Consider the following 17163-nt stretch of genomic DNA (forward strand, 5'->3'; position numbering starts at 1 on the left):
ATGCCTCTCTAATCTGTAAATTGTTAACCGATGCGTCCTGCACCGCCACTTGCTGAACATAAGTATATTGTTGCTTCGATGCCAGTTTGCTTAAAATATTGGTTTTCAACCAGGTTAATCACCTCATCGGTGAGGTCATGATTAACCAGCGCCAATACGCAGCCATCGCTCATACGCACGCCGCCTTTCTCACCGATTAAAGTGGCAATCATACTCACTAAGGTGTCAATGTCGGCAGTGATAATGTCAAAATCATCGCGCATAGATGCTTGAGACTGTGCCATTAACTGACTAAAACGAGCAATATTGTTTTGTTGCAAAGCTCTGGCGGCATTACTCGTACGTTGATTTTCGGTGATAATATGGCGCGCTCGACGAAATTGGACATCGCTGAGTAAGTCTTTATCTGCTGTGAGTAAGCTTAATGATAAATCACGCAGAGAATCGAGACCAAGTAACTTGGTTATCTGATTACACTCTTGTTTGCGTTGCTCAAATTGTTGGGTAAAACCATGACGGTCTTGTTTTAAGTCGATTACGATTAAGCTGAGTTCTTCAGGTAATAGCACTGATTCGCTTTCTAATTCTAAGCAATCAATTAATAAGGCGTGATCAGGCTCTGCCATCGCGCTAATGATTTGGTCCATCATGCCGCAATCTAACAACATAAATTGGCTTTCACCACGCTGAGCCAATTGGGCAATAGCGATAGGTGATAAGTTTAACTGGCTGGCATAACTGATAGCAGTACCAAAAGCGATTTCAAGCGCTGCCGACGATGATAAACCTGCTCCTAGCGGCACGTCACCCACAATGGCTAAGTCTAAGCCTTTGGCTCGTAACCCCGATTGGTTCATGGCGGCGGTAACGCCTTTTAGATAGTGGCTCCAATCATCGCCTGCAGCAACGGGGCCTTCTTCACCAAAGTGCCATTGCTTAATTTCCCCAGGAAACGCCGTTGTTACAGCGCGAAATAAATTATCATCGCGATGCTTAACAGCAATAACAGTATGAAAATTAATTGCGGCGGGTAATGCGAGGCCTTCGTTATAGTCAGTATGCTCGCCCATAATGTTAACTCGCCCGGGCGCCTGGTATAAATCATCTGGCTTGGTGCCAAATGTACGAACAAATAATTTAGTCGCGCGTTGAGCAGGGTTTGACATACTTCAAAAAATCCAACAAAGGGTGACATGGAAAGACTTGTTACTTGAGTTATAGCATGACTTAACCGTGTCTGTAACTGAGATTTTTTTATCTGAAGCAAAATTGAAAATATGCGGTAGTAAACAAAAACGCCTAGAGAGTTATCTAGGCGTTTGCAATTGTTGATTAGTTTTATGATGGCAACTCAGATGTCGTTTCATTTATTGCCGATTGATTTGGCTTATCACTACTAGCAGCAACTGAACTTGGAACCAGTTCTGGTGGTGAATCGAGTAGCTCTTTAATCACATGGTCTACAAAACCAGCACCTGCAGCTTCATACAAGTTATACACAGTATTAACACCAGACTCTTTTAATGACTCGGCATCTTCAGCGTATTGCACAATCGCGCTAATTTTTCCTTCGTAATTAAGCTTTTGCAGTTGTTGCACTGCAAACAAATTACCCGCGTGATGTGGCATTGCCAATAGTACTAACTCTAAGTGTGGCGCTCGTTCAAGCTTGACCCAAAAGTCAGTATCGCTAGCGTCACCTTGCACAACATTACGGCCTTCATTTCGATGAAAATCAACCAATTCTTGTTTGTGTTCAATCCCTAAAATTTCGCCGGTGTATTTGGCGCGTAATTCATCATATGCCCCAGAACCAATACGGCCCATCCCCAAGATCAAAAAGCGTGGATTACCAATGCGGATTTGTCTGTCTTCAGGGTGTAATGGGTGGCGTTCGAGTTTGGTTAATTTAGACTGGAAACGCTGATAAATATTACTGACGTTATTATTAAACGGCGCTGCAAATAAAAAACTAATACTTAATGCCACAGCAATAATGATCAGCCATTCTGGTGGTAACCAACCTTTGTGTGCCGCGACTGCTGCTACGATTAAACCAAACTCACTGTAGTTACCTAAGTTAAACGAGGCGAGCAGCGAGGTTCGCGACCGCAGCTTAAAGCGAGTTAGCAGATAGACAAACATCAAAATTTTCACTGGAATTAGCGCAACTAAAATCGCCGCTAAACCAATATCGGCTAAGGTCGGCAATCCATTTAACCCAATAGTTAAGAAAAATGCGACTAAGAATAACTCTTTAAAGAAATAAATAGATTTGGCTAATTCAGATGATTTAGCATGCCCAGCGAGTAAAATACCCACAATCAATGCGCCTAAATCGGGTTTTAAACCGACGGCTTCAAATAACCATGCCCCCACCACTAATGCCATAACAAGGCCAAACAATACCAACATTTCGCCGTGTCCGACCCGATCAAATATTTTATAAATAAGCGGTCTTGCAAGCGGTAGTAATAACAATGCAAATGCCCAAACCGACGGGATGTTACCTTTAGAAATGGTTAAAAATATCACCGCGAAGATGTCTTGCATAATCAAGATACCAATCGCGACTCGGCCATAAAGCGACTGCATATCACCGCTATCTTCAAGCACTTTTACCGCAAATACGGTACTGGAAAAACTTAATGCAAAGGAAATTAGCATCAGTTGATTGAAGCTGTATCCGTCGAGCTGTTCAATGCCTAAAAAGCCCAATAACTTCAGTACTGGCACAAAAAATAGAATCGAACCAATTAAATGTAAGCTTGAACCCGCCCACACTTCGGCTTTAAACAGGCTTTTAAGGTCAAGTTTGAGACCAATAGAAAACAATAATAAGGTGACACCTAAGTCAGCAAGTTGCTGCAAAATAGGTAAGCTAGTGTCTTCAATGCCTAAGGTGAACAATACAAAACCAGCAGCAAGATAACCAATCAGTGGCGGTAAACCCACTCGGCTGACAAGCATTCCGCAAAGTAGGGTGATAATCAGGATAGCGGGTTCCATAAAGCGCCTTGAATGAGGGATACAAAATCTTATTGTATAAGAAAAAAGTTAACTTTCGATGACTTTAATAGCCTAAAAGCAAAAAACAGCATCTTTAGTGGCTAAAGATGCTGATTCACTGCATGTTTTTATCTGCTGGTTTGGCTATTAAATTTGGCTATTTAGCTAAAATAGTCAAGGTGATAGTTAGCGTAATAGCCTGTTGAATATAAAGGGTTCAGATAACAAAAAATAGCGTTAGCAAACGCATTAGCAATAGCATAAAAAGCAATTATTGCTAATCGATGGTTATCAAATTTATCCAACTTATTGCAATGTTTTTGCTACCCCTCTTTTATCCTAATCCACCCAGCACAACCTGTTGGATAATCATCATAACAAATAACACTAAGCTAATGCCTTGCCAAAATTTAACGGGTTCGCGGTCGATTAAGGGCGGTTTTGTTTGTGTTAAAAATACCTTACTGGGTTGGCGCAAGTCGGCAATAAATTCAGATAATACTTGAGGGCGGTGTAAGGGATTAATTTTTAATGCGCGTTGTAGGGCGTAGTCTACCCAATGTGGAGTGTTGGAGTTATCATCGATTAAAGTTCGGTAAATTAGTTTTCGTTGTGCAGCAATGCTGGTCGCTTGAGCTATCTTTGCGCTATAAGGGAATTTTCCAGATAGCATTTGATAGGTGATAACGGCCAAAGAATAAATATCAGACTGCTGTGTACCAACCTTACCTAAAAAATACTCAGGCGCAGAAAAGCGAATTGTGCCACGCATAGTTTCTTCTGTCGCAATATCAGTAACACCTGCTATGAAGGTCGAACCAAAATCAATAATTTTCACCGTATTAGATTTATCGATCATTATATTGTTTGGTCGCAAATCCTGGTGAATCATTTCTTGTCGATGAAAAGCCTGCAATCCCTTGGCAACTTGTTCAATAATGGCACGTACTTGTTCTAATGTGGGTTTAGGATTGTCTAACATCCATTGATTGAGCGAACAGCCTTCAATATATTCAGAAACAAGGTATAAATAATTACGTTTACGTTTAGGGATAATGGCTTTAGCAACATGGGGATTATTAATTCGTTTTGCTATCCACTCTTCAAGCATAAAACGTTCAAGGTAGTCATTATCATTACAGCCCTCTGTTGAGGGGGTTTTAATCACCACCGTTTGTTGGCTGTCATTATCCCTGGCCAAAAAAACATGACTCCGACTGCTAATATAAATTTCTCGTAGAATATCGTAACCATCAAATACCATCCTTGGTGCTAGTCTTGGCGGCAAAGGCAAGCTAGTCATTTGATGTACTTCATTTAGCTGGTAATCAGGTACATGGTCCACACGCACTATTTGAATGCTTAAGTTGTCATTACTGCCTAAATCTAGCGCTTGTTGAATAATGTTATGAGCGGCAATGTCTAAAGAGTCTGCGGTCGCTATTTGTTGGGTTATTTGCAATCCATTAATAAACTCATAAACACCATCGGTTGCTAAAACGAAAATATCGCCTTGTTCAATAGTGTGGTGTTGGTAATCAATTTCTAAGGTTTGCTCTATGCCAAGGGCACGGGTTAAGTAGGTCACATCTGTTGATAAAATGCGTCGATGATCTTCTGTTAACTGTTCGAGTTGCTGGTCTACTACGCTATAAACGCGTGTATCACCAGAATGAAAAATATGAGCAGAGTTAGATTTAAGGACTAAAGCACTAAAGGTACAAACATAACCTTTATCTTTATCAAAGCGGTACGAGCTATTACGTGTTTGGGCACAAAGCCAAGAATTAATCGATTGTACAACTTTTTGTACCGAGGATTTGACCGACCAAGAATCAGAGGTGCAATAATAATCTTCGAGAAAACAGGATACCGCGGCTTCACTTGCAACTTGACTCACCTTACTTGAACTTATGCCATCAGCCATCGCTAACACAATGCCTTTAGCGCTGAGTAGCGGTTCTTTAGGCACAATACTACCGATGAAATCCTGATTAACAGCTTTTATGCCTTTATTTGTTGCACCGCCAATACTGACGCTAAGCGGTTCACTCATTGTGGTATTTCCTAAGAGTTTAGTCAGCCAATAAAAATGACTTCACAATCAGCATTGTGAAGTCTTAAATCATGGCTGTAAATTTGCCTAACTAATCTTACGTTCAGGTGATGTTTTCACATGTGTGAAGTATAACGGCAAGCCAACCAAACATAGACCACCGACTAAATTGCCTAGTGCAGTTGGCAATTCATTCCATAACAAATAATCAGTAACAGTAAAGTCACCGCCCATGATCATAGAGAATGGAAATAAGAACATGTTGACAATGGAATGCTCAAAACCCATATAGAAGAACAACATAACAGGCATCCACATGGCCGCCATTTTGCTGCCAGCAGAGGTTGAAATCATCGCACCAACAACCCCCATAGAAACCATCCAGTTACACAACATGCCGCGAATAAAAATAGTTATCCAACCCATTAAACCATGTGATTGATAGCCTAAGGTTCGCGATTCACCTATTGTGCTCACCTTTGCAGCTATTGCACCACCATCAGTGGAATAACCATAGGTTAAGATAAAGGACATAAAGAAGGCGGTCATTAGAGCACCGGCAAAATTACCAACAAAAACTAAGCCCCAATTGCGCATAACGCCAGCAAAGGTGACACCTGGACGCTTATCTATAAGCGCTAAAGGGACTAAGGTGAATACTCCCGTTAATAAGTCAAACTTCATTAGGTATAACATAATGAAGCCCACTGGGAATAAAATTGCCCCAGCTAAAGGGCTATCGGTTTTTACGGCCACCGTAATGGCAAATATTGCAGCAAGACCTAAAATAGCGCCCGCCATAAAGGCTCGAATTAACGTATCTTTTGTCGACATGTAAACTTTTTGTTCACCAGCATCGACCATCTTGGTCACAAATTCACTAGGTTCTATATAAGCCATAAATTTTCCTGGTAATTAAAGTTAAAGGTTGATTAGGTATTAAGTTAACATTACTTCTGTAGTAGCAAAAACAGCGCCAGATAAGTAAGTAATTGTTTATATTTGTATTATTTAAAAAGTGTGTAGCCAATTGTTGTAAACTAATGTGTCTTTTGCACCATGAGTGATCACCACGCTTTGTAAGGTAAAAATTTACCGTTTAAGGTTAAAATTACGCGGTCGCCCTTAGGGTTTTCTTCTTTATCTACCGACATGGAGAAATCGATAGCACTCATAATTCCGTCACCAAATTTTTCTTGAATCACTTCTTTTAGGGTATCTCCATAAACACCCACCACTTCGTATAATCGATAAATGAGTGGATCTTGTGGAATAGCTTGGTCCCATTCTTTTGTTGGGTACTCCATCAATATTTTTTTTGCTTCAATGGGTAAACCAATAAACTCAACCAGTTTTGTCGCACACTCTTCAGAACAACTGTTCATACCTAAGCAAGCTGATGTTGCCCAAACCATTGACATGCCAACGGCGTCAGCAATGCTTTCCCAGGTGAGATCTTTTTCTTTTTTAATGGCAAATATAGCTTCGGTCACATCTAGTTTATTCATGTCTTTCTCCACGTTAGTTAATACCAATCAATTTTGAATTTCCGGATGAATCTGTGCGCTGAATTGGTGCGAATATACTGAGTAGTGCACAATTAAGACGAGTTAATGATTCTGGTTAATTCGATTTGTATTTAACATTGCGAGAACTATGCCAATCAATTTGTTTTTTTAATGCATTGTAATTTAATGATTTTTTATTTTTACTACTATTTACGTGATAACGATTTTTCGTTGATAACGATTTGTCGTTGCAGTTGTAACGATTTTTCGTGGTATGGCGCGATTATTGTATTCAGTCATCACTCCTGATTGTGAATGATTAAAATACAAAAAGAAGTTGTTATGTTAAATAACCTGTTTCTGAATGCCCCAAGTGCAATGATATTAGTTGATCCATTAAATAATAAAGTGCTGCAAGCCAATCTGCAGGCGATATCTTTATTTACGTTAAATAAAGGCAATTTATCTGATTATGCTGCAACAGAACTTTTTCCAAAGTGTGTTGATAAGCTTATTAATTTTACTCAAGAAATATTGGATCATGGTGCTGCTTGGTCGAGCGAATTAAGTATTCTTATCGAAAATGAAGTAACGTATTTAGATGTTGATGCGGTAAAAATAGAAGACAATATTTTACTAAATTGTCAAAATAGCAAGGTGACATTTGCCCGTCATTATCAGTCTATATGCGAAGCAAACTATCGAGCAGGTTTTGACCATTGGAATAAAAATGAAACCATTTTCGAAGAAATAGAAAGACAAAATCAGCTATTGTTAAAAGCAGTAGGAGATGGCATTTATGGCGTAGACGCTCAAGGTAATACGACTTTTGTGAATGAAGCCGCCGAAAAAATATTAGGCTGGGGTAAATCAGAATTAACCGGTAAAAATATGCATCAGGTTATTCACCATTCCCACCTTGATGGCAGCCAATACCATGCACAAGATTGCCCCATTTATGCTGCTTTTAATGATGGAGCGATACACAGTGTTGATATCGAATTTTTTTGGACTAAAGCGGGAACAGCCATCCCGGTTGAATATACCAGCACACCGTTGACTGATAATGGCCGATTAATTGGCGCAGTTGTTGTTTTTCGTGATATTACCGAACGTAAGAAAATTCAAAATGAATTGATCAATGCATTGGAACAAGTTGATGCACTAAAGCGGCGCCTAGAAATGGAAAAAGCTTATTTATTAGAAGAGCTTAATGCTGATTTTAATCATCATCAAATTATTGGACAAAGTACCAAAGTAAAACACATGGTGCATCAAATTGAGTTGGTGGGCCCTACCAATGCTAACGTATTAATTATTGGAGAATCCGGTACAGGTAAAGAATTGATTGCCCGTGCATTGCATGAAGTCAGCGCACGTAAAGCGAGGCCATTAATTAGAGTCAATTGTGCTGCCATTCCTGCTGAACTATTTGAGAGTGAATTTTTTGGACATGTTAAAGGGGCTTTCTCAGGGGCAATATCAGATAGAGTCGGCCGTTTTGAACTTGCTGATGGCGCCACTATATTTTTAGATGAAGTCGGTGAAATTCCATTACAACTGCAAGGCAAGTTATTAAGAGTATTACAAGAACAACAATTTGAACGAGTGGGCGAGTCGATAACACGTAATGTGGATATTAGAGTGATATCGGCAACCAATAAAGATTTAAAAAAACTAGTAGAGCAAAACAAATTCCGAGAAGATTTATACTACCGACTAAACGTTATCCCACTGCAGTCACCGCCTTTACGTGAACGTATTGATGACTTACCTTTACTCGTAAAGCATTTTCTCGATAAAGTCTGTCGACGTGTAAACCAACCACAACCAACAATCACGTTAGGTCAAATGCAAATTTTGCAGCAATATACTTGGCCCGGCAATATACGAGAACTCGAAAACATTATTGAGCGACAAATTATTTTAGCCAATAGTGACAAAGTTAATTTTGATTTTTTAATTACTCAAAGTACCGCTCTAACAGTCAACAGCAAAAGATCCCTAATTCATAACACAAGTGATAATACTGCTATTAACTCACCTAACCAATCGCAGTTATTCAGTGCCCAACAACATAAGTTGATGGAAAAGCAGAATTTAGTGAACGCGTTAATTCACTGCAAAGGCAAAATATATGCTAATGATGGCGCGGCTCAACTATTAGGGTTAAAACCAACAACATTAACATCAAAATTAAAACGCTATGACATTAATCGACAAAACTATATTGGCTAATTAAGCTCATTAATCAAAGGCTGATTTATTATCTTTAATGTATTCAATGTCGATTTTATTTAGGTTGTCTTTGGTTGTTGGTTTTGATGGGGGAGAGCCTAAAAATATCGCTATTTGAATAGAGTGGTGCATGAGAGTACGTAATCAGATTACTGCAATACGCGGACGGCATTAGCGGACTATATCAGGCCGCTAATGCCTTGGTTTACGTTACTTTGCTAACAGTATATCTAAATGAGCAGCAAAATCTTTTGGTCCCATAAAGCCGGTAACCCGCAAGTCTTCACGCTGCTCACCGTCGCTATTAAACATTAACAATGTCGGTAAACCTAACACGCCATAATGTTCTAAAAGGGTGATATCAATGTCATCGCTGGCAGTCACGTCAGCTTGCAATAACACCATTTGGTTCATACGCGTTTCCACGTCGGCATTTTTAAAGGTAATGGCTTCAAATTCTTTACACGCCACACACCAGTCGGCGTATAAATCTAACATCACCGTTTTACCGCTAATACTGGCTTTATCCAATTCAACTTCTAAGTCTTCCAGCGACTTAATACGGATAAAGTGATTGGCTTCGGTGTTGGTTTTGCCAGCAATACTGGTTTGGGTCATATTTGAGGATTGATGACCAAAGCTGCTCATTAATGCTTGGAAGCCATATGAGAAACTTGCCATCAAAGCCAGTAATAACAACACCCCACGGGTGCTTTGTTTCCAGTTAAATGCTGACAACCTGTTTTGATGCATTAAGTAAGCGATTAAGCTTATTGCCCATACTGACCAAAGTAAATCGGACACTAAACCAGGCCAAATACGGCCAATCATTACAATAGAAACTGAAATCAGCAAGAAGCCAAAGATGGTTTTAATAATGTCCATCCACGCTCCTGCGCGCGGTAAGATTTTGCCACCCGAAGTCCCAATCACTAATAACGGTAAACCCATGCCCATGCTGAGTACATACAGTGCTAAAAAGCCTTGCAGTAAGTCGCCAGACTGCGCCACGTAAATCAGCACGCCAGATAACGGCGCCGTGGTACAAGGCGAAGCGACTAAACCTGAAATCACCCCCATCATAAACACACCAATAAGGTTGCCACCTTTTTGATTGTTCGACATCGAGTTCATTTTTTCTTGCCACTTCGATGGCAGCTTTAAATCGTACATGCCAAACATCGATAAGCTCAGCAGCACAAACATCACCGCCAAGAAAATCAAAATAGCAGGGTGTTGTAATGCCGCTTGAAACTTAAGTCCGGCAGAGGCAACCACTAATCCTAATAATGAATAGGTAATGGCCATGCCTTGCACGTAGGCCATTGATAGGGTGAAGGCTTTAGCGGTAGAGAGTTTCTTGCCTTGACCAACAATAATGCCCGACAAAATAGGGTACATCGGAAACACACACGGTGTTAATGCTAAGCCAATACCTAAACCAAAGAAAATCACCAAGGTCCATAATAGGCTATCGTTTTGGAGCATTTGGTTTAACGTGTCTTGCTGAGTAATGGGTGCCGCTGGTGCATCGGTTGCCGTTGTTGATGCTTGCGCATCATCAGGTGCGCCAATCACTTTTTTACTGCTTAACGTGCCGTCATTTGCTTCAATCGCTGCTAACGTTACATCGTGCTTGGTTGGCGGATAACACAAGGTACCTTCTGCACAACCCATAAAGGTGACATGAAATACCGCATCGGCTTGCGCTTCTTTAAACGCAATAGGGATTTCAACAAACGAGTAAAACACCTCTTGGTCGCCAAAGTATTCGTCATGATGGTTTTTACCATGAGGTAATTCAATATCACCAATCACCGCACCGTCGACCGAAAACTGCAGCTTATCGCGATATAAATAATAGCCCTCTGCAATGACAAAATTTATTTTGAGCTGATTACCTTGTTGTTGGTAATCAAACACAAAAGCATCGTTAACCTTCATTAACTCAGGTTCGCTGCTTAAAAAGCTGAATTTATTACTCAATACATTAGCGCTGTGTGCTGCTGGCGCGAGTATCATTGATGACATCATTAACAATGATGTCAGGCATATGGCGACGAGTTTTTTCATGATGGTGAGTTGTCTTTTATCCATTGTAAATAAGGGCCAAAACCACCGGTAATTGGAGTGGCAATGAATTCTGGTACTTCATAAGGATGCATGGTGATCACGAGCTGTTCAATTGCATGGTAATCAATTGCCATGCATTTTATCTGTATTGGCACTTCGTGTGACTGACAAATGTTATTGTCCCAATAATAAATTGACTCAACGGCTTGGCCTATTTGTACACATGCCGCTAACTTTGCCTCTACTAATGCAGTCGCAATATTGGCTGCAATGTCAGCATCTGGGCAAGTGGTTAATATAAGTAGCAGTTCAGGTTTATACATAAGTTGTCTTAAAGTTTACTTAAGCTAATGCTGTTATCATGCACAAGGTCATCACAGTACGCTTTTTTAAACGCATTTTCATTAAACTGAGGTGATATTCGTGACGCGTCTTGAAAAGAGACCCGTTCACCCCCATTTAAGTTTCATCGGCAACAGTTTTTTTACAGGTCGCCACTCTGTTATCTTATAAGTAGTCACTCTATCAAAAAGCGATCCTTAGAGGCCAATATGTTTTTTATTTTATTGTTAATATTTGTTTTAATACCGGTTATTGAACTCAATGTACTCATTGAAGTTGCCAGCTCAATTGGTTCATGGACCACAGTCGCGTTAGTGTTATTTACCGCGGTTGTTGGAGTGTCATTGGTACGCAGCCAAGGCCTTAGTACTTTAATGAGTGTGCAACAAAAATTAGCCCGAGGTGAAGCTCCGGGGCAAGAAATTGTTGAAGGTATGATGTTGGCTGCCGCTGGGGTGTTATTGCTTATTCCTGGTTTTGTCACCGACTTTATTGGCTTAATTTTATTAACCCCATTTACCCGTGCTCCTATCGCGGCGTTTTTATACAAACGTATGCAACTTCGTGTTGTGGCTAATGGTGGTATTCCCCCTGGCTTTGGTGGCGGACAAAGTCCTTTTGGACAGTCCGGTCCATTTGCAGGGCAAAAGCCATTTGATCAACAGGGCAACACTTTCGACGGTGATTTTGAACGTAAAAATGATCGTCCACGTAGCCATCAAATTGAGGTAGTTGATCTTGATGATGACATTAAAAATGATCGTGATGATGATATTGAAGATGAGCGTCATGACGACAATCGCGACGATATTATAGATGTAGAGCCTATTAAGCCCAAAGATGACGACAAGCCGTCTTAATACGCACCACTTATGACACCATCTTAATACACATTATGGTAATACCAGCTTATTTAACAAGACCAAGTTTGATCTGTGATTTGCCGTGATGTGTAGAGCGTATTTTGTTAAGCGCCACGTTTAGCACTTGATCAAATATAACGTAAACAGCCGACTAATGCAGATGCATTACTTGGCTGTTTTTGTTTTTGCGCCTGTCTCGGAATCAGCTTGCCGCTGGAGTTGCTTATCTTGCTGAGCACCAAACCAAAATGCACTGATGATACTTAATCCCCAGTTGGCTAAAAATATCCAAGTGAGTATCGGCATGGTTGAGCTACTGTCGATGGCAACGTTGGATACCGCAGCATAAATGGAGGTTAAATCGTTGCCGATATTGCCTGCTAAAATTTGCTCCGCAATCACTTGTGCACGGCTAATAATTTGATCCATTATCACCACAATACACACCATACTGACACTGATAAATCCCCAGCCGAGTAGCTTTTTACCCAACCAAATCTGGCCACTGCCAGGGCAAACAATGCCAGAGAGCATGGCGGCGTAAATGGATTTTTTCATGTTAAACCAAGATTTATTGCAAGTAATATAGTGTTATTAATCCACTGACACAGATTAAAAAGCAAGTGTGGCTGCCATTATTAACACAGTTTAATATTCGCCAAGGCGAGAGGTTGGTTTATTAGTGTCGTCTTGCTCGCCGTCAGTGGCTAATGAGTTATCTGAACAAGGCACCGTGTGCTTAATCTCTTTTGGCTCACTAATTTGAGTAGCCAGGTAATAACAAGCTATCCCCATCAATGTATTCGCAATGGGTAACGCCAATAAAATCCCTTTCACTCCGCCAACATACGAGCCTAGCGCCGCCAGCGGTAACATTAATAACATTAAGCGGCACAAGTTAATCACCAGTGAACTCAACGGCCTATGGTAAGCGTTTAAGCTAGTGGCAACCATAATAACAATGGCAAGTGGCCCATAAGAGGCAGGCAACACCATAATATAAAAACTCAGCCACTCTATAACCAGTGGGTCGTGAGTAAACAGTCTTGCGATAGGTTCGGCATAAAAATACAGCGGAATAAACAAGATTGTTTGAAATACAAAAGCAAATCGCAACGACATCAATAAGGCTTTTTTGGCGCGTTCAGGTTGGCTGGCACCTAGGTTTTGGGCAATAAACGGCATTAAACTCGACGACAGCGCCATCACCACAATCAATAATACCGACTCAAGCCTAATTCCGGCGCCAAAGGCAGCCACACCCGCATGATCAATCCGTGCCAACATGGCCATTATAATGCCGTTGGCAATAGGATTTATTACATTCATTAACGCCGCTGGGCGGGCGATATGGGATAAGACTTTCCAATGTAAAATTAATCGACCCACATCAAACTCAGCAAACTGAACCAGTTTACGTTTGACAATAATCAAGTGGCCAGCAAATGACATTGCCACTACCCAAGAGAGTGTGGTCGCAATAGCAGCGCCTTGAATTTCTAAACGCGGAAAAGGGCCAATGCCGAAGATAAGTAACGGGTCGAGAACCAGGTTTATAATGGCGGCCAGCATCATAATTTTAGCCGGCGAGTGAGTGTCACCTGTGGCACGTAATGCTTGATTACCCACCATTAATAGCACCAAGGCAGGCGCACCTAAATACCAGTACCACATGTAGTCATTAATTAATGGCAAGCTGGCACCGTTAGCACCAAGCAAACTAAAAATAGGTTCAATAAACACACAGCCGAGTATCGACAAGCCCCAAATAATAAGCAGTGTCATGCACAAGGCATCAAATAAAAACACTCTGGATTCGGGCGCATGCCCAGATCCAATCAAACGACCAAGATTGGTAGACACACCCGCGCCAATGCCAATGCCGATACTGGTAATCACTAAGGTTACCGGAAACGTAAAGCTCACTGCTGCCAGTGCATCTGTACCCAACTGGCTAATAAAAAAAATGTCCACCAGACTGCCACCTAGAATGGTCATAATCCCAATCAGGTTAGGCAAAGTCATGTTAAGCAGTACACGACCAATAGGTGCGCTGAGCAACCCGTGTCTGTCTTTCATCTATTCTCAAACGTTTGGTGTTTCAAAGGAGCCGAATTCTATCAGGATTAGCATTGCTTTAATAAAACAGACGTAAAAAAAGTGCAATTATTTTTAAAATTCCCCTTGGATCTGTGACCAGTCACCCCCATATCACATGCATCAAGGGGGAAACCCTTATTTGTTAGTCAATAGCCTCGCTTTTTGGGCATCAAATCATTAGGAGAGTTCATAGATGAATATTCGTCCATTACATGACCGCGTTATCGTTAAACGCTTAGAAGTTGAATCTAAATCTGCAGGCGGTATCGTGCTTACAGGCAGCGCAGCAGAAAAATCAACTCGCGGTAAAATCCTTGCAGTAGGCAACGGTCGTATCTCAGAAAATGGCACAGTTACACCACTTGACGTTAAAGTGGGCGACGTAGTGATCTTCAATGAAGGTTACGGCGTGAAGAAAGAAAAAATTGACGGTGAAGAAGTGTTAATCCTGTCAGAAGCTGACCTGATGGCAGTCGTAGGCTAAGCCTCACGCATCAATCGACTTTCCAATTAATCATTAAATTTAAAGGAACATCAAAAAATGGCAGCAAAAGAAGTCTTATTTGGTAACGACGCACGCGTAAAAATGCTTGCAGGCGTTAACATCCTAGCCAACGCAGTTAAAGTAACCTTAGGCCCTAAAGGTCGTAACGTTGTTTTAGATAAAAGCTTTGGTTCGCCAATGATCACCAAAGATGGTGTGTCAGTTGCTAAAGAAATCGAACTAACAGACAAGTTCGAAAACATGGGCGCACAAATGGTTAAAGAAGTTGCTTCTAAAGCTAATGATGCTGCCGGTGACGGTACCACTACTGCAACAGTATTAGCACAAGCTATTGTTGTTGAAGGCCTAAAAGCAGTTGCAGCGGGTATGAACCCAATGGACCTTAAGCGCGGTATCGACAAAGCCGTTATCGCAGCCGTTGCTGAACTTAAACTACTTTCTCAAGAATGTTCAGACACTAAAGCGATTGCTCAAGTAGGTACAATTTCTGCTAACTCTGACGAGTCAATCGGCGACATCATTGCAACCGCAATGGAAAAAGTCGGTAAAGAAGGCGTTATCACCGTTGAAGAAGGCCAAGCGCTTGAAAACGAATTAGACGTTGTTGAAGGTATGCAGTTTGACCGTGGTTACTTATCACCATACTTCATCAACAAGCCAGAAACTGGCAGCATTGAATTAGACAGCCCATTCATTTTATTAGTAGACAAAAAAGTTTCTAATATCCGTGAATTGTTACCAATCCTTGAAGGTCTAGCTAAAACAGGTAAGCCATTGCTTATCGTTGCAGAAGACGTTGAAGGCGAAGCATTAGCGACACTCGTTGTGAACAACATGCGTGGCATCGTTAAAGTGGCTGCTGTTAAAGCTCCTGGTTTTGGCGACCGTCGTAAAGCAATGCTTCAAGACGTTGCTATCCTAACTGGCGGTACTGTTATCGCTGAAGAAATCGGTCTAGAACTTGAAAAAGCCACTCTAGAAGATTTAGGTACAGCTAAGCGCGTAATCATCACTAAAGATAACACTACAATCATCGATGGTAGTGGCGACCAAGTGCAAATTTCTGCACGTGTTTCGCAAATCAAACAACAAGTTGAAGATTCAACTTCAGACTACGACAAAGAAAAGCTTCAAGAGCGTATGGCTAAGTTAGCTGGCGGTGTTGCAGTAATCAAAGTTGGCGCAGCAACAGAAGTTGAAATGAAAGAGAAAAAAGCTCGCGTAGAAGATGCATTGCATGCAACTCGCGCAGCGGTTGAAGAAGGTGTGGTCGCCGGTGGTGGTGTTGCCCTTGTTCGCGTAGCAAGCAAAATTAAAGATGTTGAAGTATTGAACGAAGACCAAAAGCACGGTGTGGTAATTGCACTACGTGCTATGGAAGCGCCTTTACGTCAAATCGCAACTAACGCTGGTCAAGAAGCATCAGTTGTGGCTAACACTGTTAAAAACGGCGAAGGTAACTTCGGTTACAACGCGGGTAACGACACTTACGGTGACATGTTAGAAATGGGTATCCTAGACCCAACTAAAGTAACTCGTAGCGCACTACAGTTCGCCGCGTCTATCGCGGGCTTAATGATCACGACTGAAGCGATGATTGCTGAAGTACCACAAGATTCTGCACCAGATATGGGCGGAATGGGTGGTATGGGCGGAATGGGCGGCATGATGTAATCTAGCTAGTTAAAATCAGTTATAGCGGCGTTACTTTGCCACTCACGTAGAAAAACACTACGCTTCGTGACAAAAATCCTTGCTCTAAGCTGATTTTTCCTGCGTTAGATCAAGTGTTGTTTCAAGCCTAAAAGCTTAAAGCCAAATTTCTTGTAAAAGAATAGAGAAAGCCCCGATACCTAACAGTATCGGGGCTTTTTGTTTGGGTTAAATATGTTTACTGATTTAGGGGAAGATCATACTGCTTACCCATTTAGAACTAATTAACGGTTATATTAGAAAAATATGTTGGCATTTTCGACATAACTTTAGTCACTAGTTCGCTATTTTCATCTAATATGTTATTTTCAAAGTTAGCTATATTAATACGACCTTCATTGAAAGATCTTGATAGTAGTTTACATATTTCTCTGTCAACATAACCTTTTGAGTACAACCAAAGTTCAAAGCTATCTGATAAGCCAAGCTTTAAACTATTTTGTAAATGTTTAAGACCTTCTTCTAAATCTTCATTTTCATATTTACCATCACATAAATCAGCTAATGCACCTACAATTAACATTGCATCATAACCTAACGTGTTATCAGTATATTTAACAACTTGATCCATATTTACTTTCCGGGATTGTGTTCCTGCTTGGTATTTAACTTTTTGCTTATCCATAAAGTTAAATATTTCACTGTAACTTGCTCCTGATATCCATAAACATGACGACTCCGGTGTTTTTCAAGGTAGTTGGCACTCTTTACTTAAATTTTAAGCTGCATTTCTTGTTTCTGTTTCAGACTTCTTAT

General features: G+C 40.9%; 14 protein-coding genes. 4 read left to right on the plus strand and 10 right to left on the minus strand.

What is annotated here, in order from left to right:
- Positions 1-23: 23 nt before the first annotated feature.
- The 5 genes from galK to cynS all read right to left on the minus strand — a co-directional run bounded on the left by galK (position 24) and on the right by cynS (position 6573).
- The gene (gene galK / locus AAEY97_RS10355; protein ID WP_101085007.1) at positions 24-1166 is read right to left on the minus strand and encodes a galactokinase; all 1143 of its coding nucleotides are present in this window, start codon (positions 1164-1166) and stop codon (positions 24-26) included.
- 172 nt (positions 1167-1338) lie between these two features.
- Positions 1339-3009 carry a cation:proton antiporter domain-containing protein gene (locus tag AAEY97_RS10360; protein ID WP_162024018.1) on the minus strand — a complete coding sequence of 557 codons (1671 nt, stop codon included), beginning with the start codon at positions 3007-3009 and terminating at the stop codon, positions 1339-1341.
- A 334-nt stretch (positions 3010-3343) separates the two neighbouring features.
- Positions 3344-5065 (minus strand): bifunctional protein-serine/threonine kinase/phosphatase, encoded by a 1722-nt coding sequence (locus AAEY97_RS10365; RefSeq protein WP_182743799.1) that lies wholly within the window; start codon positions 5063-5065, stop codon positions 3344-3346.
- 87 nt (positions 5066-5152) lie between these two features.
- Positions 5153-5965, minus strand: coding sequence for a formate/nitrite transporter family protein (locus AAEY97_RS10370; RefSeq protein WP_182743800.1), 813 nt, complete (start codon positions 5963-5965; stop codon positions 5153-5155).
- 167 nt (positions 5966-6132) lie between these two features.
- Positions 6133-6573, minus strand: coding sequence for a cyanase (gene cynS, locus AAEY97_RS10375; RefSeq protein ID WP_182743801.1), 441 nt, complete (start codon positions 6571-6573; stop codon positions 6133-6135).
- A gap of 342 nt (positions 6574-6915) precedes the next feature.
- On the opposite strand from cynS, the gene AAEY97_RS10380 reads away from it, so the two are divergent.
- On the plus strand, positions 6916-8811 hold the full coding sequence (locus AAEY97_RS10380; protein ID WP_182743802.1) for a sigma-54 interaction domain-containing protein: 1896 nt from the start codon (positions 6916-6918) through the stop codon (positions 8809-8811).
- Between the two features lie 210 nt (positions 8812-9021).
- Here AAEY97_RS10380 and AAEY97_RS10385 read toward each other — a convergent pair whose 3' ends face one another.
- A complete protein-coding gene (locus AAEY97_RS10385; protein ID WP_350998693.1) occupies positions 9022-10884 on the minus strand; it encodes a protein-disulfide reductase DsbD in 1863 nt (620 codons plus the stop codon).
- Positions 10881-11207, minus strand: coding sequence for a divalent-cation tolerance protein CutA (cutA, locus tag AAEY97_RS10390; protein ID WP_350998678.1), 327 nt, complete (start codon positions 11205-11207; stop codon positions 10881-10883). Before cutA ends, AAEY97_RS10385 begins: the two co-directional genes overlap by 4 nt.
- 228 nt (positions 11208-11435) lie before the next feature.
- On the opposite strand from cutA, the gene AAEY97_RS10395 reads away from it, so the two are divergent.
- Positions 11436-12086 carry an FxsA family protein gene (locus AAEY97_RS10395; RefSeq protein WP_192114083.1) on the plus strand — a complete coding sequence of 217 codons (651 nt, stop codon included), beginning with the start codon at positions 11436-11438 and terminating at the stop codon, positions 12084-12086.
- Positions 12087-12254: 168 nt separating this feature from the next.
- On the opposite strand, the gene AAEY97_RS10400 is transcribed toward AAEY97_RS10395, so the two are convergent.
- A complete protein-coding gene (locus AAEY97_RS10400) occupies positions 12255-12647 on the minus strand; it encodes a hypothetical protein (protein WP_350998680.1) in 393 nt (130 codons plus the stop codon).
- A gap of 90 nt (positions 12648-12737) precedes the next feature.
- The gene (locus AAEY97_RS10405) at positions 12738-14168 is read right to left on the minus strand and encodes an MATE family efflux transporter (protein ID WP_182743804.1); all 1431 of its coding nucleotides are present in this window, start codon (positions 14166-14168) and stop codon (positions 12738-12740) included.
- Positions 14169-14382: 214 nt separating this feature from the next.
- On the opposite strand from AAEY97_RS10405, the gene AAEY97_RS10410 reads away from it, so the two are divergent.
- On the plus strand, positions 14383-14673 hold the full coding sequence (locus AAEY97_RS10410; protein ID WP_011639076.1) for a co-chaperone GroES: 291 nt from the start codon (positions 14383-14385) through the stop codon (positions 14671-14673).
- A 57-nt stretch (positions 14674-14730) separates the two neighbouring features.
- Positions 14731-16368 carry a chaperonin GroEL gene (gene groL, locus AAEY97_RS10415; RefSeq protein WP_011639075.1) on the plus strand — a complete coding sequence of 546 codons (1638 nt, stop codon included), beginning with the start codon at positions 14731-14733 and terminating at the stop codon, positions 16366-16368.
- Between the two features lie 259 nt (positions 16369-16627).
- On the opposite strand, the gene AAEY97_RS10420 is transcribed toward groL, so the two are convergent.
- Positions 16628-17032, minus strand: coding sequence for a hypothetical protein (locus AAEY97_RS10420; RefSeq protein ID WP_350998684.1), 405 nt, complete (start codon positions 17030-17032; stop codon positions 16628-16630).
- Between the last annotated feature and the right edge of the window lie 131 nt (positions 17033-17163).

It is taken from the genome of Shewanella sp. TB7-MNA-CIBAN-0143, from assembly GCF_040310065.1.
In the GTDB taxonomy this organism is placed as follows: Bacteria; Pseudomonadota; Gammaproteobacteria; order Enterobacterales; family Shewanellaceae; genus Shewanella.